The organism is Agrobacterium tumefaciens (assembly GCF_005221325.1).
Taxonomy (GTDB): Bacteria; Pseudomonadota; Alphaproteobacteria; order Rhizobiales; family Rhizobiaceae; genus Agrobacterium.
Genome location: NZ_CP039888.1, coordinates 2,665,364 through 2,685,000 on the forward strand (window position 1 = coordinate 2,665,364; position 19,637 = coordinate 2,685,000).

Genomic DNA, 19,637 nt, shown 5'->3' on the forward strand with positions numbered 1-19,637 from the left:
CAAGAAGGCTGCGATTGGATTTTAATGCGTCTTCAACCGATTTAAAAAGAAATAAAATCTTTTAAATCGATTAATATATTGAAATCACTAAGTTTTTTAAAGTCAGGCTCTTGCGTTTCCAAAAGCTGCCACGTATTTTCCGTGAAAATTTCAACGGCCTTATCGTCATTAACAAGGAACGCGTCATGAACGAGCTTGGGGTTCATAATCCTGCCAATGGAGTTGCGGAACTCGGACTGGGCGAGGCCTCCCGCGTCTTTTATAACCTCAATGAGAGCGAATTATACGAACACGCGATCCGAAACGGCGAGGCCGAACTGACCATCGACGGTGCGCTGCGCGCCGTCACCGGCCAGCATACGGGCCGCTCGCCGAAGGATAAATTCGTCGTTCGTGATGCCTCCACCGAGAACACCATCTGGTGGGACAACAACAAGCCGCTTTCGCCGGAAAATTTCGAGCTGCTGCGCCAGGACATGCTGGCCCATGCCGCCGGCAAGACGCTTTACGTGCAGGATTTGATCGGCGGTGCCGATGAGGAAAACGCGCTGCCGACCCGCGTCGTCACGGAGCTTGCCTGGCATTCGCTGTTCATCCGCAATCTGCTGATCCGGCCGAAGCGGGAGACGCTTTCGGGCTTCAGCCAGAAGCTCACCATCATCAACCTGCCAAGCTTCAAGGCCGATCCGGCCCGTCACGGCGTGCGTTCGGAAACCGTCATCGCCTGCGATCTGGCGAATGGCCTCGTGCTCATCGGTGGCACGTCCTATGCCGGCGAAAACAAGAAGTCGGTCTTCACGGTGCTGAACTACCTGTTGCCGGCCAAGGGCGTGATGCCGATGCATTGCTCGGCCAATGTCGGTCCTGAGGGTGATTCCGCCGTGTTTTTCGGCCTCTCCGGCACCGGCAAGACCACGCTCTCTGCCGATCCTGCACGTACGCTGATCGGCGATGACGAACATGGCTGGGGCGAACACGGCATCTTCAATTTCGAGGGCGGCTGCTACGCCAAAGCAATCAAGCTTTCGGCTGAAGCCGAGCCGGAAATCTACGCCGCGACCAACCGTTTCGGTACGGTTCTCGAAAATGTCGTGCTGGACGAAAGCCGCGTTCCTGATTTCAACGACAATTCGCTGACGGAAAACACCCGCAGCGCCTATCCGCTGCACTTCATTCCGAATGCATCGGAAACAGGCATTGCCGGCCATCCGAAGACGATCATCATGCTGACGGCGGATGCCTTCGGCGTGCTGCCGCCGATTGCCCGGTTGACGCCGGAACAGGCCATGTACCACTTCCTCTCCGGTTACACCGCAAAGGTTGCTGGCACGGAAAAGGGCGTGACGGAACCGGAAGCCACCTTCTCCACCTGCTTCGGCGCACCCTTCATGCCGCGCCATCCAGCGGAGTATGGCAACCTGCTGCGCGAGCTGATTGGCAAGCACGGCGTCGATTGCTGGCTGGTCAACACCGGCTGGACCGGTGGCGCTTACGGCGTCGGCAAGCGCATGCCTATAAAGGCGACCCGCGCGCTTCTGACGGCTGCACTCACAGGCGATCTGAAGGGTGCGCAATTCCGCACCGATGCGAATTTCGGTTTCGCCGTGCCGCTGTCGCTCGACGGCGTCGATAGCGCAATCCTCGACCCGCGTTCCACCTGGGCCGATGGCGCAGCTTACGACGCGCAGGCGAAGAAGCTGGTATCGATGTTTGTCACGAACTTCACCAAGTTCGAAGATCACGTCGACAGCAAGGTTCGCGATGCAGCTCCGGGCCTTCTGCTCGCGGCTGAATGAATAAAGCCTCATTCGTAAGGAGGAGGGGACCCGGCCTTGTGCCGGGTTTCTTTTTGCCGGTTTCTTTCATTTTGTCCGCTGTTTTCATTTTTCACGTTCTGTGGCATCACCGGCGCGGAGAAAGATCATGGCCAGCGACCCGCTTTACATCAGCAACCGTATCACCATCGCCAGCTGGGAGCTGACGGAGCAATTCGTGTTGGCCGGTGGGCCGGGTGGCCAGAACGTCAACAAGGTCTCGACGGCGGTTCAGCTGTTTTTCGACATTGCCAATTCACCGTCCCTCTCGGATCGGGTGAAGGCCAATGCTATCAGGCTTGGCGGCAGACGTGTCTCGAAAGACGGCGTGCTGATGATCGAGGCCAGCCGGTTTCGAAGTCAGGAGCGCAATCGTGAAGATGCGCGCGAGCGCCTGAAGGAGCTGATCCTGGAAGCCGCCGCCCCGCCACCGCCGGTGCGCAAGGCCACCAAGCCCACCAAAGGATCCGTCGAACGCCGCCTCAAGGCAAAATCCGGTCGTTCGGATATCAAGAAAATGCGCGGCAAGCCCTCGGGCGATTAGGCCGGCGAGGTGGCGAATGTTTCGCCCTTGTCATAGAGCTTCAAATATCGTCTGTTAATCCTCCGTACAACCAAGGAGGGTGCTATGGGTCTGTTCAATTTCATCAAGGAAGCGGGAAAGAAGCTTGGTATCGGCGGTGATGATGCCCCTGATGTCGAAGCGGTGAAGAAGGAACTCGCTTCCCACGATCTCGGCACGGACAAGGTTCAGGTCGAGGTGGTGGACGACAAGGTCGTGCTGAAGGGCGAAGTGGCCGATCAGTCGATTTTCGAAAAGGCGGTGATTGCGGTTGGCAACACGCTGGGCATTTCCAAGGTCGAGGCCGGCGAACTGACGGTAGCCGAAGCACCGGCAAAGGAACCCGTCTTCTACACCGTCAAGAAGGGCGACAACCTCTGGAAGATTGCGGAAGCCCAATATGGCAAGGCCAATGGCGCGAAGAACAATATCATCTTCGAAGCCAACAAGCCGATGCTGACCCATCCCGATAAGATTTATCCCGGCCAGGTTCTGCGTATTCCCGAGCTTGTATAAACCGCCGCAATGGAGATGCCGCTCCGTGCGGCGTCTCTTACAATTTGCGAAGCGCCACCGTATCGATCAGGTGGTTCTCTCCCTTGCGCAGAATAAGATCGGCGCGCGGGCGCGTCGGCACAATGTTCTGGCGCAGGTTCTTCAGGTTGATGTTCTGCCAGAGCCCTTCGGCAATGCTCAGCGCCGCTTCTTCGCTGATCGACGCATAACGATTGAAGAATGAATTCGGATCGCGGAAGGCGGTTTGCCGCAGATTCATGAACCGGTTCACATACCAGTTGTGAATGAAGTCCTCGTCGGCGTCGATATAGATCGAGAAATCGAAGAAGTCGGAAACGATCGGCACGATGCGCCCGCCCGCCGGCAGATCGCGCGATTGCAGCACGTTGATGCCTTCGAAAATCAGGATGTCCGGCTGGTCGATGACGGTGAATTCGTTCGGCAGCACGTCATAGGTCAGGTGCGAATAACGCGGCGCCTTCACATTCGGCTGACCCGCCTTGATCGCAGACAGGAAACGCAGAAGCGCGCCGATATCGTAGCTTTCCGGAAAGCCCTTGCGCTCCATCAGGTTTTCCCGCCGCAGCACCTCGTTCGGATAGAGAAATCCGTCTGTTGTGATGAGATCGACCTTCGGGCTGGAAGGCCAGCGGGCCAGAAGCTCCTTCAGGATACGTGCCGTCGTTGATTTTCCAACGGCGACCGAGCCGGCAATGCCAATGACGAAGGGCGTCTTGTTGACGTCGCCCATGTTGAGGAAGCGGTTGCGCTGTTCGAACAGCAGCTGCGACGCCTCGACATGCGAAGACAAGAGGCGCGACAGCGACAGATAGATGCGCCGTACTTCGTCCAGATCGATCGGGTCGTCCAGCGAGCGCAACCGTTTGACCTCGTCGGCGGAAAGCGTCAGTGGCGTATCGGCACGGAATTTCGCCCATTCTTCCGAACTGTAGAAGTGATAGGGCGAATATTCGTCCGGTCGGAAATGATCGAGTGTACTCGGCATGCCTCTCTCCCCGCTGCCTGCCTCGACCTTCATGAGTTAGGCCTCGCCGCTTTTTCCGCAAGGCCGGTTTGCCCGGTCCGGCGCTCCAGCTCGGCAAAAACGTCGCTTAAGGGAATGTCGGCGATCTTCAGCACCACCAGCAGGTGGTAAAGCAGGTCGGCGGCCTCGTTCTTCAGCCCGTCGTGGTCTTTCGCGATGGCCGCGATAACGGCTTCCACCGCCTCTTCGCCAAGCTTTTTTGCCGCTCGTTCCTGGCCAGCGGCAACGAGCTTGGCTGTCCAGGATTCATCGGGAGAGGCAGCGGCGCGGATCGCGACGATGCGTTCCAGATCGGAAAGGGAAAATGCGCTCATGGGATGTTCCTGCAATCAGTCGAGACGCATGGCGATGCCATGTTCGGCCATATAGCTCTTGGCTTCGCCTATCGAATAGGTCCCGAAGTGGAAGATGGAAGCGGCAAGCACTGCCGTTGCGTGGCCATCGCGAACACCTGCCACCAAATCATCAAGCGTGCCGACGCCGCCCGAGGCGATGACGGGCACACGAACCTGATCGGCAATGCTGCGCGTCAGGCCGATATCGTAACCGCTTTTGGTGCCGTCGCGATCCATCGAGGTGACAAGCAATTCGCCGGCACCCCGTTCGACCATCTTGATGGCGAATTCCACGGCGTCGATGCCCGTTGGCTGGCGTCCGCCATGGGTAAAGATTTCCCAGCGGCCAGCTTCCCCGTCTTTCGACACCCGTTTGGCGTCGATGGAGACGACGATACATTGGTTTCCGAACTTGTCGGCTGCCTGCGCAACGAAGTCGGGATCTTTGACGGCCGCGGAATTGATCGAGACCTTGTCCGCGCCGCAGAGGAGCAGCTTGCGAATATCCGCAACACTGCGAACCCCGCCGCCAACGGTCACCGGCATGAAGCAATGATCGGCAGTGCGCGAGACGACATCGAAGATGGTGTCGCGATTGTCCGAGGACGCGGTGATATCGAGGAAGCAGAGTTCATCCGCACCCGCTGCATCATAGGCTTTTGCCGCCTCGACGGGATCGCCGGCGTCGATCAGATCGACGAAGTTCACGCCCTTGACGACACGTCCGTCTTTCACATCCAGGCAGGGAATAATGCGGGCTTTGAGGGTCATGCACGTACCTCCTTCGCGGCCTTGATGAGGGCAAGCGCCTCGGCGGGATCGATGCGGCCGTCATAAAGCGCGCGGCCCGAAATCGCACCCTCGAGCTTTGCGGCATCCGGCTGCAACATGCGCTTGATGTCATCAATGGAGGCAAGGCCGCCGGAGGCGATGACCGGGATAGACACGGCATCCGCCAGTTCAAGCGTCGAGGCCCAGTTGATGCCAGCCAGAATGCCGTCACGATCGATGTCGGTATAGATGATGGCGGCAACGCCGGCACCTTCAAAGCGCCTGGCGAGTTCGATGACGCCGAGTTCGGAGGCTTCCGCCCAGCCTTCCACGGCAACCTTGCCGCCCTTGGCGTCGATGCCGACGGCGACCTGGCCGGGGAAACGCTTGCAGGCTTCGATGACCAGAACGGGATCGCGCACTGCCACGGTGCCGAGAATGACACGGGCGAGCCCACGGCTCAGCCATGCTTCAATATGGTCAAGCGTGCGGATGCCGCCACCCAGCTGCACCGGGTTTTTCGTGGCTTTCAGAATGGCATCAACCGCCGCACCATTGACCGTCTCACCGGCAAAGGCGCCGTTGAGATCAACCACATGCAGCCATTCAAAACCCTGGTCCTCGAAGGCCTTCGCCTGTGCGCCGGGATCGGTGTTATAGACGGTGGCCTGGTCCATATCGCCGAGTTTCAGGCGAACGCACTCACCGTCTTTGAGATCGATTGCGGGAAAAAGAATCATGTCATGGCTTCCAGCGCAGGAAATTGGAAATCAGGGCGAGGCCGAGCGTCTGGCTTTTTTCCGGGTGGAACTGCGCGCCCGCCATATTGTCACGGCCGACGAAAGCCGTCATCGCGCCACCGTAATTGGTGGTGGCGATGACGTCAGTCGAGTGCTTGGCTGCCAGATGATAGGAATGCACGAAATAGGCGTGCAATCCGTCCGCACCGGTCTTGATGCCGTCGAACAGCGGGTGGGCGTGGCGAATTTCCAGCGTGTTCCAGCCGATCTGCGGGATTTTAAGAGAGGGATCGGACGGCGTCATTTCCACGACGTCGCCTTCGATCCAGCCGAGCCCGGTGCTGACGGTCTTTTCCAGCCCGCGTGAGGACATCAGCTGCATGCCGACGCAGATGCCGAGGAAAGGATGGGCTTTTTTCTCGACAGCTTCGATGAGCGCTTCATGCATGCCGGGCACGGCATTCAGACCCGCACGGCAATCCGCATAGGCCCCGACGCCTGGCAGGACGATGCGGTCCGCCGAAGCGACGTGATCCGGCTTGTCGGTCAGATCGATGGTTGCGTCGATGCCAGCCTCGCGGGCGGCACGCTCGAAAGCTTTGGTGGCCGAACGCAAATTGCCCGAACCATAGTCGATAATCGCGACACGCATGTCAGCGCCTTCCATTCAAGTCGAAAAGAAACGATCCGGCGGGATCGTCGACGAAGTTTTTGCCGCCGCTCTTTTGCGGCGAAGTGGTCCAGACCGGCTGGGACAACTGTTCCGCCGTGCCGGCATTTTCGGAGAGACTGGAGAAATATATGTCTTCCGCGCTCGAAAGATCAGGGGCGGAAACGACTGAAGTCAGCCTCCAGCCTTTGCGGATCAGATGCCGGACGAGAAAATCGCGTCCCTCCAGCGCCGCAACAAGCCCGATGGCGAAATTGCAGAGAATGCCGACAGGTTCGAATCCGGCTAATATCGAGACCTGCCCGGCCAAAACGAGCGCGACGACGACGATGGCCGTCGCCAGCCACAGGCGGTTGATGGCAAGCCATAATAAGGGCGCAATCAGTGCCAGCCAGACGAAACGGTCGGCGATGAAGCGGGTCGTCTTGTGGTCCCTGTCCGGCCCGTTTCGGGCTTCCAGAACGAGATAGCTTGTCATGGGCTTCCTGACAGCTTTGGCGTCAGGCCAGCATGCCCTTCGTGGAGGGAACGCGGCCTGCCTGCCGGGGGTCGATCTCGGTTGCCGCGCGAAGAACGCGGGCAACGGCCTTGAAGCACGTTTCGGCGATATGATGGTTGTTGGCGCCGTAATGGTTCAGGATATGCAGCGTAATGCCGGCATTCTGGGCGAGCGCCTGGAAGAACTCGCGCACCAGTTCGGTATCGAAGGTGCCGATCTTCGGCGCGGAAAAATTGACGTTCCAGACAAGGAACGGCCGGCCGGAAATATCGACGGCAGCCTTGGTCATCGTCTCGTCCATGGCCAGATCGAGCGAGGCGTAACGGGTAATGCCACGCCGGTCGCCCAGTGCCCTGGCAATTGCCTGGCCGATCGCGATGCCGGTATCTTCCACAGTGTGGTGGTCATCGATATGCAGGTCGCCCTGAACCTCGATGTCCATGTCGATCAACGAATGGCGGCTGAGCTGGTCCAGCATATGGTCGAAAAATCCCACGCCGGTGGAAATTTTCGATTTGCCGGTGCCGTCGATATCCACGCGCACCGAAACCGAGGTTTCGTTGGTCTTGCGGATAATCTCGCCTTTACGTTCTGCCATTTTGGCCGCTCCGTGAAAATGTTGCCGTTCCTTATCAGCACGGGACACAAATATCCAGTTGTTCCATCGTCTTGCCTGATGCGCCGAAAACAGTGCGTCGCCCCGAAGATTGCAATCGTGAAAAGCAAACTTACATAGAACCGCAGAGGGCTGTATCCCGGCCCATTAACCCCAGGCCCGTGAGGGCAGACAGGTGTTTGATGACAACGATTATTACAGTCAGGAAGGGCGGCAAGGTCGTCATGGCTGGCGACGGACAGGTAAGCCTTGGCCAGACCGTCATGAAGGGCAATGCCCGCAAGGTTCGCCGCATCGGCAAGGGTGAAGTGATTGCCGGTTTTGCCGGCGCGACCGCGGATGCCTTCACGCTGCTCGACCGTCTCGAAAAAAAGCTCGAGCAATATCCCGGCCAGCTCATGCGCGCTGCGGTCGAACTTGCGAAGGACTGGCGCACGGACAAATATCTGCGCAATCTCGAAGCCATGATGCTGGTGGCTGACAAATCGACCACGCTTGCCATTACCGGCAATGGTGACGTGCTGGAGCCGGAACATGGCGCAATTGCCATCGGTTCCGGCGGCAATTATGCCTTTGCTGCCGCCCGCGCCATGATGGACACGGACAAGTCGGCCGAAGAGGTGGCGCGTCAGTCGCTCGATATCGCCGCCGATATCTGCGTTTATACCAACCACAATCTCATCGTCGAAACGCTCGACGCCGAATAAGCATATTTCTCACCCGATTTTCTCACCAATGGGTCCTGTGGGCCGGGCCGGAATGGCCGGCCGGAACAGGAAAGCCGAGAGGATAGAATGACCACTTTTTCTCCCCGGGAAATCGTCTCGGAACTCGACCGCCACATCATCGGCCAGCATGATGCGAAACGTGCGGTCGCGATTGCGCTTCGCAACCGCTGGCGCCGCCAGCAGCTCGATGAGAGCCTGCGCGATGAAGTCATGCCCAAGAACATTCTGATGATCGGGCCGACCGGTGTCGGCAAGACGGAGATTTCGCGTCGGCTGGCCAAGCTGGCTGGCGCGCCCTTCATCAAGGTCGAGGCGACCAAATTCACCGAAGTCGGTTATGTCGGCCGCGATGTCGAACAGATCATCCGTGATCTGGTCGAGATCGGCATCGGCCTCGTGCGTGAAAAGAAGCGCGCCGAAGTGCAGGCCAAGGCGCATCAGAGCGCCGAAGAGCGCGTGCTGGATGCGCTGGTTGGCACAACCGCATCACCAGGCACGCGTGAAAGCTTCCGCAAGAAGCTGCGTGACGGCGAGCTGGACGACAAGGAAATCGATATCGAAGTGGCGGATGGCGGATCGGGCATGCCCGGTTTCGAAATTCCCGGCATGCCGGGCGCCAATATCGGCGTTCTGAACCTGTCGGAAATGTTCGGCAAGGCGATGGGTGGCCGCACCAAGAAGGTGCGCACCACGGTGTCGAAATCCTACGCCGATCTCATCCGCGACGAATCCGACAAGCTGCTCGACAATGAAATGATCCAGCGCGAAGCGGTGAAGTCGGTGGAAAATGACGGCATCGTCTTTCTCGATGAGATCGACAAGATCGCCGCCCGCGATGGCGGCATGGGTGCCGGCGTCTCGCGCGAAGGCGTACAGCGCGATCTTCTGCCGCTCGTTGAAGGCACGACCGTCTCGACGAAATACGGGCCGGTGAAAACCGACCACGTTCTCTTCATCGCATCGGGCGCGTTCCATGTGGCAAAGCCGTCGGATCTTCTGCCGGAGCTACAAGGCCGCCTGCCGATCCGCGTCGAGCTGAAGCCGCTGACCAAGGAGGATTTCCGCCGCATCCTGACGGAGACGGAAGCAAGCCTCATCCGCCAGTACAAGGCGCTGATGGCAACGGAAGAACTCGATCTCGACTTCACCGATGATGCAATCGATGCGCTGGCCGATGTGGCGGTTCATCTCAACTCGTCGGTTGAGAACATCGGTGCGCGCCGCTTGCAGACGGTGATGGAGCGTGTTCTGGACGAGATATCCTATAACGCACCGGATCGCGGCGGCTCTGCCGTCAAGATCGATCAGGAATACGTCAAAAAACACGTCGGCGATCTTGCCGCTGATACGGATTTGTCGCGTTACATTCTCTGAAGACCTCAGGGACAACGAAAGAAGGGTGCGGCCATATTTGCCGCACTCTTTTATTTTATCTGCCTCATCTCGCATTCAGCCCGCATTTTGTTTATGGGAAGGGCTGCATTCCGGTTGGAACCGCTTTCGTGGAATGATCCGGTTTTCCCGCTTGTCATGCCGGTAATGGCCGGTTCGAGAAAAGGCAGTCGCTCGTGCGCAAAACTCTTCTGGCATTTGCCGTGGCTCTGGCGGTTTCCGCCGTTTCGTCTTCTTATGTCGAGGCCGCGACGGTTGTTCCACCGGGCAATCGCAATGCCGAACAGCCGGGCGTTCCCGGCGCTTCCGCCCGCAGAACCAAGGCGTCCAACAGCTCTTTCGAACGCAAGTACCAGAAGGTGATCGACCTTTTGTCCTCCGACAAGGCGCTGATCGCCAAGATCAAGGCGACCGCAGGACGCTACGGCATCGATCCGATCCATATGATCGGCGCGATCGTCGGCGAGCACACTTATAATGTCGATGCCTATGACCGGCTGCAATCCTATTACGTCAAGGCGGCCTCTTATGCCGGCAGCAGCTTCCGCTTCGGTTACAAGGACGAAACGATTGCGCAATTTCTGGCGCATTCGCAATTTTCCAAATGCCAGGCGAAAAAGGATTCCTACAGCCTCTGGAACTGCCGCGAAGATGTCTGGGACGACAGTTTCCGTGGCAAGACCGTCGATGGCGTGGCCTACCCGAACAACCGTTTCAGCGCCGTCTTCTTCCAGCCCTTTTATGCCGGCCAGACCTTCGGCCTCGGCCAGATCAACCCCCTGACGGCGCTGATGTTGTCCGACATGGTGTCGAGAACCTCCGGTTACGAAAAGCTGGATGAAAACGACGCCACTGCCGTTTATACGGCGATCATGGACCCCGATCGCTCACTCGCCTTCATGGCGGCATCCATCCGCAAGTCGATTGATGACTATCGATCAATCGCCGATATGGATGTTTCGAAAAATCCGGGCGTGACCTCCACGCTTTATAATGTCGGCGGTTCGCAGCAGCGCGCTGCCGCCCTTGCCCAGAAGAACCGCCAGCGCGCCGAAGGCGGCGAGCAGCCGCTGTTGCCGGAAGAGAATTATTACGGCTGGCTGGTGAATGACCGCATCAAGGATCTGCAGGCGCTTTTGTAGAAAAAGACGACTATCCGCCACATTGTTTCCAAAACGGAAATAATATTTGGCTGCCTGCCGCAATTGACGAGCGACCGCCTCAGCGTCCAATCTGTGCCTTCAGAATATAAGGAGGCGCATGTGAGCCGCACGGATAAATTCGGTCTTTCCATTGACGACAGGCTGTATGCCTTTTTGACGGATGAGGTGCTGCCGGGCACGGGTCTGGACAGCGAGACCTTCTTTGAAGGTTTCTCGGCCATCGTCCATGAGCTTTCCCCGAAGAACCGTGAACTGCTCGCCAAGCGTGATGCGTTGCAGGAAAAAATCGATGGCTGGTACCGTGAGAACGGCGCTCCCTCGGATTTCGACGCCTATGAGGCCTTCCTGAAGGACATCGGTTACCTGCTGCCGGAAGGTCCCGGCTTCAAGGTGGAAACCGGCAATGTCGACCCGGAAATTGCCGTCGTCGCCGGTCCGCAACTCGTTGTTCCCGTCATGAATGCGCGTTATGCGCTGAACGCCGCCAATGCCCGCTGGGGCTCGCTTTATGACGCGCTTTACGGCACGGATGCCATTTCCGATGCCGACGGTGCGGAAAAGGGCAGGGGCTACAATCCGAAGCGCGGCGAAAAGGTCATCGCCTGGGCCCGCAACTTCCTCGATGAATCCGCGCCGCTCGAGACCGGAAGCTGGTCCGATGTGACGGGCTTCCAGATCGTTGACGGTCTGTTGCAGCTTACCATCGGCGACGCCATGACTGGTCTGAAGGATGCAGCCCAATTCAAGGGTTTCAGCGGTGAAGCTGCAAAGCCCGCCACGATCCTGCTCGGCAAGAATGGTCTGCACACCGAGATCGTCCTCGATCCCTCGACCGAAATCGGCAAGGGCGACAGAGCCGGCATTTCCGATGTCATTCTCGAATCGGCGCTGACGACCATCATGGATTGCGAGGATTCGGTCGCTGCCGTCGATGCCGAAGACAAGGTGCTAGTCTATGGCAACTGGCTTGGCCTGATGCGCGGCGATTTGACGGAAGACGTGTCCAAGGGCGGCAAGACCTTCATCCGCCGCCTCAACCCGGATCGTTATTATACCGCTCCCAATGGTTCCGCGCTCACCCTGCCGGGCCGTTCCCTGATGCTGGTGCGCAATGTCGGACATCTCATGACCAATCCAGCTATCCTCGACAGGGATGGCCGCGAGGTGCCGGAAGGCATCATGGATGCCGTCGTTACAGGGTTGATCGTCCTTTATGATGTCGGCCCATCCGGGCGACGCCAGAATTCCCGCGCCGGTTCCATGTATGTCGTCAAACCGAAGATGCATGGGCCGGAAGAGGTTGCTTTCGCCAGCGAGATATTCTCCCGCGTCGAAAACCTCGTTGGCATGGCGCCGAACACCATGAAAATGGGCATCATGGATGAGGAGCGCCGCACCACTGTTAACCTCAAGGAAAGCATTCGCGCTGCGAAGGATCGCGTTGTCTTCATCAATACCGGCTTCCTCGACCGTACCGGCGACGAAATCCACACCTCGATGGAAGCGGGCCCGATGATCCGCAAGGGCGACATGAAGCAGGCCGCCTGGATCGCGGCTTATGAAAACTGGAACGTCGATATCGGCCTCGAATGTGGCCTTTCCGGCCATGCCCAGATCGGCAAGGGCATGTGGGCCATGCCGGATCTGATGGCGGCCATGCTGGAGCAGAAGATCGCGCATCCGAAAGCCGGGGCCAATACCGCCTGGGTGCCGTCGCCGACGGCGGCGACGCTGCACGCCACGCATTACCACAAGGTCGATGTCGCTTCCGTTCAGGAAGGGTTGAAAAGTCGGGGCCGCGCGAAGCTCTCCGATATTTTGTCAGTGCCGGTCGTGCCTCGTCCCAACTGGACGCCGGAAGAAATCCAGCGCGAACTCGACAATAATGCCCAGGGCATTCTCGGTTATGTCGTGCGCTGGGTCGATCAGGGCGTCGGCTGCTCCAAGGTGCCTGACATCAACAATATCGGCTTGATGGAAGACCGCGCCACGCTGCGCATTTCCGCGCAGCACATGGCGAACTGGCTGCGCCACGGCGTGGTGACGGAGGCCCAAATCATAGAGACCATGAAGCGCATGGCCGCGGTGGTGGACACGCAGAATGCCGGCGATCCGGCCTATCTGCCGATGGTATCGGATTTCGATGGATCGGTGGCTTTCCAGGCCGCTGTCGAGCTGGTGCTGAAAGGCCGTGAACAGCCGAACGGCTACACCGAACCGGTTCTGCACCGCCGCCGTCTGGAGTTGAAAGCCAAGCAGGCGGCCTGAAGCCGCCGCCTAGAGCATTTCCAGTAAAAGTGCGTAGCGGTTTTACTGGAAATGCGTGAAAGCAAGGAAATAGAGCATTGCAAGTGATCCCGTCTTCATCGGAAATGCTCTAGCGTTTCCATAAACAAAAAAGCCGCCGGGAAAATCCTCGGCGGCTTTTTCTTGATCTGGTGTAACCCTTACTGGATCACGACGACCTTGGTGCTGCGGCCGGGGCGGACGCGGCTGTAGAGATCGATCACATCCTGGTTGATCATGCGGATGCAGCCTGAAGAGGCAGCGGTGCCGATCGAAGCCCATTCGGGCGAACCATGGATGCGGAACAGCGTGTCCTGTCCCTTTTCGTTGAAGAGATACATGGCGCGTGCGCCGAGCGGGTTGGAAAGGCCTGGGCCCATGCCGGCCTCGACATATTTGGCCACTTCCGGCTTGCGGTCCGCCATTTCCTTCGGCGGATGCCACATCGGCCATTCCTGCTTCCAGGCCACATAGGCTTCACCGGCCCAGGCAAAACCGGCCTTGCCGACGCCGATGCCGTAACGCACAGCGCGGTTACCGGACATGATATAATAGAGGTAACGATCGCGCGTATTGACGATGATGGTGCCGGGACGCTCGGATGTCTGGAACTCAACGATCTGGCGACGGTACTTCTCATTCACGCGATTGATCGGAATGGCCGGCAGCGCATAACCCGCATCGGTCACGGGACCGTAGACATCGTTGAAAATCTGGACCGTTTCGACCTTCGCCGGAACGGGGTCAGCAACCGGTACCGACGCCGCGATCTTGCCGGATGTCGGAGCGGAGGATTGGGATGTAGTTTCGGCGCAGCCGGCCAGTGCCAGTGCTGCCGTCAGACCGAGTAGGGTCAATGGGGTGCGGATGCGCATGTCGTTCTCGCGGAAAATTCGCCAAATTGTGCGAAGGAGTAGGCTTAATTGGATAAATCGGTTATTTTCCATTCAGCCGCACTTGGCAAGCCATTGTGCAGCCGCGAAACCGCAGCGCATCTAAAATTGCCGGTTGATTGCCTTTTTGCAACAATAGGCCAAACGCTTCAGCAGCTTTTATCCATGACTATTCTTTCCGTTACCAACAATAATCCGTTAATCGACGGCCGCCAGTCGGACAAGGCGATGCTGGTGCGTCGTGGCGTACAAGTGTTGTTGCACGAGATGCGCCATTCGGTATTGCCGGAACTGCCGCTTGCGAGCGGACGTAGAGCCGATCTCATCAGCCTGTCAGCCAAGGGCGAAATCTGGATCATCGAAATCAAATCTTCGATCGAGGATTTCCGTGTCGATCGCAAATGGCCGGACTATCGCCTGCATTGCGACCGACTGTTTTTCGCCACCCATCCTGAAGTTCCGACCGACATATTCCCTGAGGAATGCGGGCTCATCCTGTCAGATGGTTACGGAGCCCACATGCTGCGCGATGCGCCGGAGCACAAATTGCCGCCGGCGACCCGCAAATCCGTGATGCTGGATTTTTCGAGAACCGCTGCAACCCGGCTGATGTTGGCCGAATGGACGACCGGGCGCAGCTTCGGGGAATAGCGGCCGGTTCCAGCGCATTGTCCTGATGTAAAAACGCTTCGCACTTTTATTGGAAATGCTTCACTTCGGAGCGCGTTTCGCGAGAATGCGTTGCAGGGTGCGCCGATGCATGTTGAGCCGGCGTGCCGTTTCCGAGACATTGCGCTCGCACATTTCATAAACGCGCTGGATATGCTCCCACCGAACCCGGTCTGCCGACATCGGGTTTTCGGGAACCTCGGTCTTTTCACCCTTGCGCTGTGTCAGAGCATTGAACACATCGTCCGCATCGGCCGGTTTGGCGAGATAATCCAGCGCGCCAAGCTTCACGGCAGTCACGGCGGTGGCGATATTGCCGTAGCCGGTCAGGACCACGATCTGCGTGTCGTCCCGGTTCTGCCTGATGGCTTCGATCACCTCCAGCCCGTTGCCGTCAGCAAGTCTGAGATCGACGACCGCATATTTCGGCGGCGCGGCCTTGGAGCGGGCAATGCCCTCGCTCACCGTCTCGGCAGTATCGACAGCAAAGCCGCGTGTTTCCATGGCTCGGGCAAGCCGGCGCAGGAACGGGCCGTCATCATCGACGATCAGCAGCGATCTGTCGGGTCCGATCGGATCGATATCGTCCACCGGTTCGCTGGTGGCTGGGGTCTGGTCTTCTGTCTTCATGTTTCCGGCCTTCCGGCAACTTCATCGGCATGATTTTCTTCTTCTTATCGCCGCTTCAACGTGGATGGTAAAGTCAACGGCTTCTTTTATCGTCCATCAGCGCCCGAGGCCAGACGATTGTGACCCGCGCCCCGCTTTCGCTTGATGATCGATTTTCAAACGTAACGGCCGCGCCGGAACGCTCCAGCAAGGTCTTGGCGATGAAAAGCCCGAGGCCGAGCCCGCCGGCGCGCGTATCATTGTGACGTTCGGTCACATAGGGCTCGCCGATACGGGCAAGCACGTCATGGGCATAACCCGGCCCGTCATCCTCTATGATGACGGCGATATTCTGCTGATCGTGATCCACCGTCACTGTCACCTTCTCGCGCGCATAGTCCACGGCATTTTCAATGAGGTTGCCCAGCCCGTAGATAATGCCGGCGTTACGGATACCGACAGGTTCCTCGGCACGGCTGGTCTTTTCCACCAGCTCCAGGCGAATACCGAACTCCCGGTGCGGCGCTATCACCTCCTCGATCAGCGAGGAAAGCGGCAAGCGGTTCATATGCTCCTCATTATCGGCGGAAAGCGAAGTGAGCCGGCGCAGAATATCGCGGCATCTTTCACTCTGGCTGCGCAGCAGCGCTATGTCCTCGCCATATTTCTCATCATGCCCAAGTTCTCGTTCCATTTCCTTGGCGACGACGCTGATTGTCGCAAGCGGCGTGCCCAGCTCATGCGCCGCAGCGGCCGCCAGCCCGTCGAGCTGGGAAAGGTGCTTTTCCCGCTCCAGCACCAGCTCCGTTGCCGCCAGCGCATCAGCAAGCTGATTGGCCTCATGCGAAATGCGATAGGCGTAAAAAGCCGCGAAAGAGGTGGTGGCGATGATCGCAACCCAGGTGCCGACATGCAGCAGAAGCTGGATCGGCAAAATCTCGTCCGGATACCAGGGAACAGGAAAGGGCGAAAAGGCGATCGCCGTCGAGCAGATGACGGCAAAGCCGAGCAGGATGAGCGAATGCCGAAGCGGCTGCGAGGCGAAGGCGATGATGACCTGCACGCAGATCAGCGGGGCGAAGGGATTGGAAAGACCGCCGGTAATATAGATCAGCGCCGTCAGTTGCAGCAGGTCGAAGGCCAGCAGCAATGTCGCTTCCCAGGGCTCCAGACGATAGGTGGAGGGAAAACGGGCGGTGAGAAACAGATTGGCAAGCGCCAGCGCCGCAATGAGAAGGCCGCAGGCGAGAAGCGGCAGGGGAAAATTCAGCCCGAAAGCGACGAACAGGATCGTCGCCGTCTGTCCGGCCACCGCCAGCCAGCGCAGCCAGATGATGGTCTGCAACCTTATCCTGCGGCTGGCGCGGCCAAGCCTCGTGGTTTCGATCGGGTGATCAGCCACCGTCTTCTCCTTTACCCTTTTCATCATCGTCACGTCCCGCGCGGTTTCGCACGGCTGGTGGGCAGGGCCGAGGCGGGATCCTCCGGCCAGGGATGGCGCGGATATCGCCCGCGCATATCCGCTCGTACATCCTTCCACGAACCCGCCCAGAAACCGGGAAGATCGCGTGTCGTCTGTATCGGCCTGTGCGCCGGCGAGGTCAATTCCAGGAGCAGCGGCAGGCGTCCCTGCGCAATGGCAGGGTGGGCCTTCAGCCCGAAAAGCTCCTGTACGCGAATGGAAAGCGTCGGTTCGTTGGCATCGTAGCGAATGGGATGTCGCTGACCGGTCGGCGCCTCGAAATGTGTCGGCGCCAGCCGGCCGAGATCACGCGCCACCTCATGCGGTACCAGCGATAGGATTCCCTCGGAGAGGCTGCCGGGCCGGATGTCCTGCAGGCTGCGGGCGCCGTGCTGGAAAGGAACGAACCATTCCTCGAGCCGCGAAAGCAGCGCCGCATCGCTGACGTCAGGCCACTGTTCGCCGATGCTGGCATTCAGAAAACCGATCCTGTCGCGCAGCTGCAGGGTTTCTTTCGAAAACGGAAGCATATTGAGGCCGAATTCCCTGACGCCATTGGCGAGAGCCTGCGCCGCCTGTTCGCCGTCGGGTCGGGGCAGGGGTGTCTCATCGAGAATGATCGCACCAAGGCGCGTCACTTTTCGCGCCCGCGCCTGACCGCTCGCTTTGTCGAACAGCAACTGTTCCTGCTGAACGATAAGATGCGGCATCCGCTCTTCTATATCGGCCCTTTCGATACCCGCCGCCGCAAGAACACGCGGCTGCGCCGCCCGTCCGGTAATATCGGCCACGACAAGCATCTTGCTCGCCGCCAGCCGCTCGGTCTCGGCAAGCTCCGCTCCCCGCCCATTGGCCATCACGTAACGACCCCGCGCCCCGCGTTGAAGCGCAATCCTGTCCGGATAGGCGTGAAGCAGCAGCGGACCGGCTTCACTCGGCGCTTCGGCTGCAGCGGTTTTATCGCCGATTGCGTCGAACAGCCTCGATGCCAGCTTGCGCGCCGCCTGCGCCCTTTCACCCTTATCGGAAAGAAAACGCCGCAGCCTTTCATCGAGATCGATGTCGTTGCCGCCCAGCCCCTGTTCCGTCAGTATGACGGCGAGCATCGCCGCTTTTTTCCCCGAACCTTCACGCGCCGAGGCAATCACCATGGCCGCAAGCCGCGGCGGCAGCGAAAGGCCGCGCATCAGATGGCCTTGTCGCGTCAGCCCGCCGCTGTCATCGAGGGCACCGAGATTTTTGAGAAGCGCCACCGATTCTTTCAGTGCGGCTTCGGGCGGCGCATCGAGAAATGCAAGCGCTGAAGGATCGTGAACGCCCCAGTGGGCGAGATCGAGGGCGAGACCGGCAAGATCGCTCGCCAGAATTTGCGGTGGCGTAAAGGCATTGAGCGCCGCCGTCTGCCCCTGATGCCACAGCCGGATCGCAACGCCGGGTTCCGTTCGCCCGGCGCGGCCGGCCCTCTGGTCGGCGGAAGCCCGCGACACCCGCACGGTCTCCAGCCTGGTGATTCCGGTCGCCGGTTCAAAGACCGGCAATCGCTGCATCCCGCTGTCGATCACCACCCGCACGCCATCGATGGTAATGGATGTTTCGGCAATCGATGTGGCAAGCACGACCTTGCGCCGTCCGGCCGGTGCCGGCTTGATCGCCGCATCCTGCTCCTTTTGCGACAGGTTGCCGTAAAGCGGGATAATGTCCGTATCGCTAGAAAAACGTCCCTCCAGCCGCGAGGCCGTGCGGGTGATTTCCGCCTGTCCGGGCAGGAAGGCCAGAATCGAACCCGTCTCGGATGCGTGGGCCTCGGTAATCGCCTTGGCGACTTTTTCATCGACCTGGACACCCTGCCAGCGCTCTTCATATCGGATATCGATCGGAAATGTCCGGCCAAGGCTCTGAATGACGGGTGCGTCGCCCATCAGCGCGCTGATACGCTCCACATCGAGCGTGGCGGACATGACGAGGATGCGCAGATCCTCCCGTAACCCCGCCTGTACGTCGAGCGCCAGCGCCAGCCCGAAATCACCGTCGAGCGAGCGCTCATGAAATTCGTCGAAAATCACCGCGGAAACGCCTGATAGCTCGGGGTCGTCAAGAACCATCCGGGCGAATACACCTTCAGTCACCACCTCTATCCGGGTTTTCGAGGAGATGCGGCTGTCGAGGCGCATGCGATAACCAACGGTTTCCCCGACATCCTCATGAAGCAGCTCGGCCATGCGCCCGGCCGCGGCCCGGGCAGCAAGCCGGCGTGGTTCGAGAAGAATGATCTTGCCGTCACCCCGCCAGTCCTCATGTAAAAGATGAAGCGGCACAAGCGTGGTCTTGCCCGCCCCCGGCGGGGCCGAAAGAACTGCGCGTTTCTTTGCGGCCAACGCTTCGGCAATATCCTCCAGTACGGCGCTGACGGGGAGTTCGGTCTTTATGGGAACGGGCGTTCTGGTCATGCAAAGGGCCTGCGGCGATCTCGTGGTGTTAAGCGTCTTATATGCCGTTTCTAATCCACGGCCCCGCGCTTTGACAGCCATATGTAAAGGCCAGGCAAATCACCTGCCGGCAAATTCGTGGTCCCTTCACGTCATTTGCAATGCGGCATGAAGGGGGAATCATCTCGTGTGCCGCGAAAACGGGTAAAGAATCCGCCCCTTTTGGCGTCATCGAGCGATTTTTCCGAAACTATCTATTGATATCAGTCACTTACCAAAAATGTCAGTTTTTTGACGATGGGTGTGTTGACTTGTTTGGTGTGGTTCTCTTATAAGTCCGCTCACTGAACGAGGGCGGCGGCGCTGCTGGCGACGAAGTCTTTCGTTCTAAATAAATCAAGGAATGAGCGGATTGCTTGTTTGGTTTCGGGGCCTGATGGT

At 59.0% G+C, this 19,637-nt stretch carries 19 protein-coding genes; 8 read left to right on the top strand and 11 right to left on the bottom strand.

Features of this window, described 5'->3' with window-relative positions:
- Positions 1–185 precede the first annotated feature (185 nt).
- The 3 genes from CFBP5499_RS13555 to lysM all read left to right on the top strand — a co-directional run bounded on the left by CFBP5499_RS13555 (position 186) and on the right by lysM (position 2,892).
- On the top strand, positions 186–1,796 hold the full coding sequence (locus tag CFBP5499_RS13555) for a phosphoenolpyruvate carboxykinase (RefSeq protein WP_080827536.1): 1,611 nt from the start codon (positions 186–188) through the stop codon (positions 1,794–1,796).
- Between the two features lie 127 nt (positions 1,797–1,923).
- Positions 1,924–2,358, top strand: a complete 435-nt coding sequence (arfB, locus tag CFBP5499_RS13560; protein WP_080826968.1) for an alternative ribosome rescue aminoacyl-tRNA hydrolase ArfB — start codon at positions 1,924–1,926, stop codon at positions 2,356–2,358.
- 84 nt (positions 2,359–2,442) lie between these two features.
- Complete coding sequence (gene lysM / locus CFBP5499_RS13565) at positions 2,443–2,892, top strand: peptidoglycan-binding protein LysM (RefSeq protein WP_080826967.1); 450 nt, start codon at positions 2,443–2,445, stop codon at positions 2,890–2,892.
- Between the two features lie 37 nt (positions 2,893–2,929).
- On the opposite strand, the gene coaA is transcribed toward lysM, so the two are convergent.
- From coaA to hisB, 7 genes are read right to left on the bottom strand one after another with little or no spacing between them, the layout of a single operon-like run.
- Positions 2,930–3,931, bottom strand: coding sequence for a type I pantothenate kinase (gene coaA / locus CFBP5499_RS13570; RefSeq protein ID WP_173988160.1), 1,002 nt, complete (start codon positions 3,929–3,931; stop codon positions 2,930–2,932).
- Positions 3,928–4,251 carry a phosphoribosyl-ATP diphosphatase gene (locus tag CFBP5499_RS13575; RefSeq protein WP_080826966.1) on the bottom strand — a complete coding sequence of 108 codons (324 nt, stop codon included), beginning with the start codon at positions 4,249–4,251 and terminating at the stop codon, positions 3,928–3,930. The genes coaA and CFBP5499_RS13575 overlap by 4 nt, the downstream gene beginning before the upstream one ends.
- 15 nt (positions 4,252–4,266) lie before the next feature.
- The gene (hisF, locus tag CFBP5499_RS13580) at positions 4,267–5,043 is read right to left on the bottom strand and encodes an imidazole glycerol phosphate synthase subunit HisF (protein ID WP_006311111.1); all 777 of its coding nucleotides are present in this window, start codon (positions 5,041–5,043) and stop codon (positions 4,267–4,269) included.
- Positions 5,040–5,783, bottom strand: coding sequence for a 1-(5-phosphoribosyl)-5-[(5-phosphoribosylamino)methylideneamino]imidazole-4-carboxamide isomerase (gene hisA, locus CFBP5499_RS13585; RefSeq protein ID WP_080826965.1), 744 nt, complete (start codon positions 5,781–5,783; stop codon positions 5,040–5,042). Before hisA ends, hisF begins: the two co-directional genes overlap by 4 nt.
- 1 nt (position 5,784) lies before the next feature.
- Positions 5,785–6,435 carry an imidazole glycerol phosphate synthase subunit HisH gene (hisH, locus tag CFBP5499_RS13590; RefSeq protein ID WP_080826964.1) on the bottom strand — a complete coding sequence of 217 codons (651 nt, stop codon included), beginning with the start codon at positions 6,433–6,435 and terminating at the stop codon, positions 5,785–5,787.
- Between the two features lies 1 nt (position 6,436).
- Complete coding sequence (locus tag CFBP5499_RS13595) at positions 6,437–6,931, bottom strand: DUF2628 domain-containing protein (RefSeq protein ID WP_080826963.1); 495 nt, start codon at positions 6,929–6,931, stop codon at positions 6,437–6,439.
- A 22-nt stretch (positions 6,932–6,953) separates the two neighbouring features.
- A complete protein-coding gene (gene hisB / locus CFBP5499_RS13600) occupies positions 6,954–7,550 on the bottom strand; it encodes an imidazoleglycerol-phosphate dehydratase HisB (protein WP_080826962.1) in 597 nt (198 codons plus the stop codon).
- 200 nt (positions 7,551–7,750) lie between these two features.
- On the opposite strand from hisB, the gene hslV reads away from it, so the two are divergent.
- From hslV to CFBP5499_RS13620, 4 genes are all read left to right on the top strand, one after another.
- A complete protein-coding gene (hslV, locus tag CFBP5499_RS13605) occupies positions 7,751–8,275 on the top strand; it encodes an ATP-dependent protease subunit HslV (RefSeq protein WP_080826961.1) in 525 nt (174 codons plus the stop codon).
- Between the two features lie 87 nt (positions 8,276–8,362).
- A complete protein-coding gene (gene hslU / locus CFBP5499_RS13610; RefSeq protein WP_080826960.1) occupies positions 8,363–9,670 on the top strand; it encodes an ATP-dependent protease ATPase subunit HslU in 1,308 nt (435 codons plus the stop codon).
- Between the two features lie 194 nt (positions 9,671–9,864).
- Complete coding sequence (locus CFBP5499_RS13615) at positions 9,865–10,830, top strand: DUF1402 family protein (protein WP_080826959.1); 966 nt, start codon at positions 9,865–9,867, stop codon at positions 10,828–10,830.
- Positions 10,831–10,950: 120 nt separating this feature from the next.
- Positions 10,951–13,119: a malate synthase G gene (locus CFBP5499_RS13620; RefSeq protein WP_175416729.1), complete on the top strand. Its 2,169-nt coding sequence runs from the start codon at positions 10,951–10,953 to the stop codon at positions 13,117–13,119.
- Positions 13,120–13,298: 179 nt separating this feature from the next.
- Here the strand turns inward: CFBP5499_RS13620 and CFBP5499_RS13625 are convergent, their stop codons facing one another.
- Entirely contained in the window at positions 13,299–14,012 is a 714-nt protein-coding gene (locus tag CFBP5499_RS13625) for a L,D-transpeptidase (protein ID WP_006311122.1), read from the bottom strand.
- Positions 14,013–14,195: 183 nt separating this feature from the next.
- Between CFBP5499_RS13625 and CFBP5499_RS13630 the strand changes: the two genes are divergently transcribed.
- On the top strand, positions 14,196–14,681 hold the full coding sequence (locus CFBP5499_RS13630; protein WP_080827534.1) for an MmcB family DNA repair protein: 486 nt from the start codon (positions 14,196–14,198) through the stop codon (positions 14,679–14,681).
- A gap of 60 nt (positions 14,682–14,741) precedes the next feature.
- Here the strand turns inward: CFBP5499_RS13630 and CFBP5499_RS13635 are convergent, their stop codons facing one another.
- From CFBP5499_RS13635 to hrpB, 3 genes are all read right to left on the bottom strand, one after another.
- On the bottom strand, positions 14,742–15,329 hold the full coding sequence (locus CFBP5499_RS13635) for an ActR/PrrA/RegA family redox response regulator transcription factor (protein ID WP_080826957.1): 588 nt from the start codon (positions 15,327–15,329) through the stop codon (positions 14,742–14,744).
- Positions 15,330–15,402: 73 nt separating this feature from the next.
- Positions 15,403–16,710, bottom strand: coding sequence for a two-component system sensor histidine kinase ActS (gene actS, locus CFBP5499_RS13640; RefSeq protein ID WP_080827533.1), 1,308 nt, complete (start codon positions 16,708–16,710; stop codon positions 15,403–15,405).
- 29 nt (positions 16,711–16,739) lie between these two features.
- Positions 16,740–19,217, bottom strand: coding sequence for an ATP-dependent helicase HrpB (gene hrpB, locus CFBP5499_RS13645; RefSeq protein WP_080826956.1), 2,478 nt, complete (start codon positions 19,215–19,217; stop codon positions 16,740–16,742).
- Positions 19,218–19,637 lie beyond the last annotated feature (420 nt).

Bases quoted from the DNA above. Each gene is read 5' to 3' on its own strand.
- arfB (WP_080826968.1), top strand. From the start codon at position 1,924: ATGGCCAGCGACCCGCTTTACATCAGCAACCGTATCACCATCGCCAGC.
- CFBP5499_RS13595 (WP_080826963.1), bottom strand. From the start codon at position 6,931: ATGACAAGCTATCTCGTTCTGGAAGCCCGAAACGGGCCGGACAGGGAC.
- CFBP5499_RS13575 (WP_080826966.1), bottom strand. From the start codon at position 4,251: ATGAGCGCATTTTCCCTTTCCGATCTGGAACGCATCGTCGCGATCCGC.
- CFBP5499_RS13555 (WP_080827536.1), top strand. From the start codon at position 186: ATGAACGAGCTTGGGGTTCATAATCCTGCCAATGGAGTTGCGGAACTC.
- CFBP5499_RS13635 (WP_080826957.1), bottom strand. From the start codon at position 15,329: ATGAAGACAGAAGACCAGACCCCAGCCACCAGCGAACCGGTGGACGAT.
- hslV (WP_080826961.1), top strand. From the start codon at position 7,751: ATGACAACGATTATTACAGTCAGGAAGGGCGGCAAGGTCGTCATGGCT.
- hslU (WP_080826960.1), top strand. From the start codon at position 8,363: ATGACCACTTTTTCTCCCCGGGAAATCGTCTCGGAACTCGACCGCCAC.
- coaA (WP_173988160.1), bottom strand. From the start codon at position 3,931: ATGAAGGTCGAGGCAGGCAGCGGGGAGAGAGGCATGCCGAGTACACTC.
- CFBP5499_RS13625 (WP_006311122.1), bottom strand. From the start codon at position 14,012: ATGCGCATCCGCACCCCATTGACCCTACTCGGTCTGACGGCAGCACTG.
- hrpB (WP_080826956.1), bottom strand. From the start codon at position 19,217: ATGACCAGAACGCCCGTTCCCATAAAGACCGAACTCCCCGTCAGCGCC.
- hisF (WP_006311111.1), bottom strand. From the start codon at position 5,043: ATGACCCTCAAAGCCCGCATTATTCCCTGCCTGGATGTGAAAGACGGA.
- hisA (WP_080826965.1), bottom strand. From the start codon at position 5,783: ATGATTCTTTTTCCCGCAATCGATCTCAAAGACGGTGAGTGCGTTCGC.
- CFBP5499_RS13630 (WP_080827534.1), top strand. From the start codon at position 14,196: ATGACTATTCTTTCCGTTACCAACAATAATCCGTTAATCGACGGCCGC.
- hisH (WP_080826964.1), bottom strand. From the start codon at position 6,435: ATGCGTGTCGCGATTATCGACTATGGTTCGGGCAATTTGCGTTCGGCC.
- lysM (WP_080826967.1), top strand. From the start codon at position 2,443: ATGGGTCTGTTCAATTTCATCAAGGAAGCGGGAAAGAAGCTTGGTATC.
- hisB (WP_080826962.1), bottom strand. From the start codon at position 7,550: ATGGCAGAACGTAAAGGCGAGATTATCCGCAAGACCAACGAAACCTCG.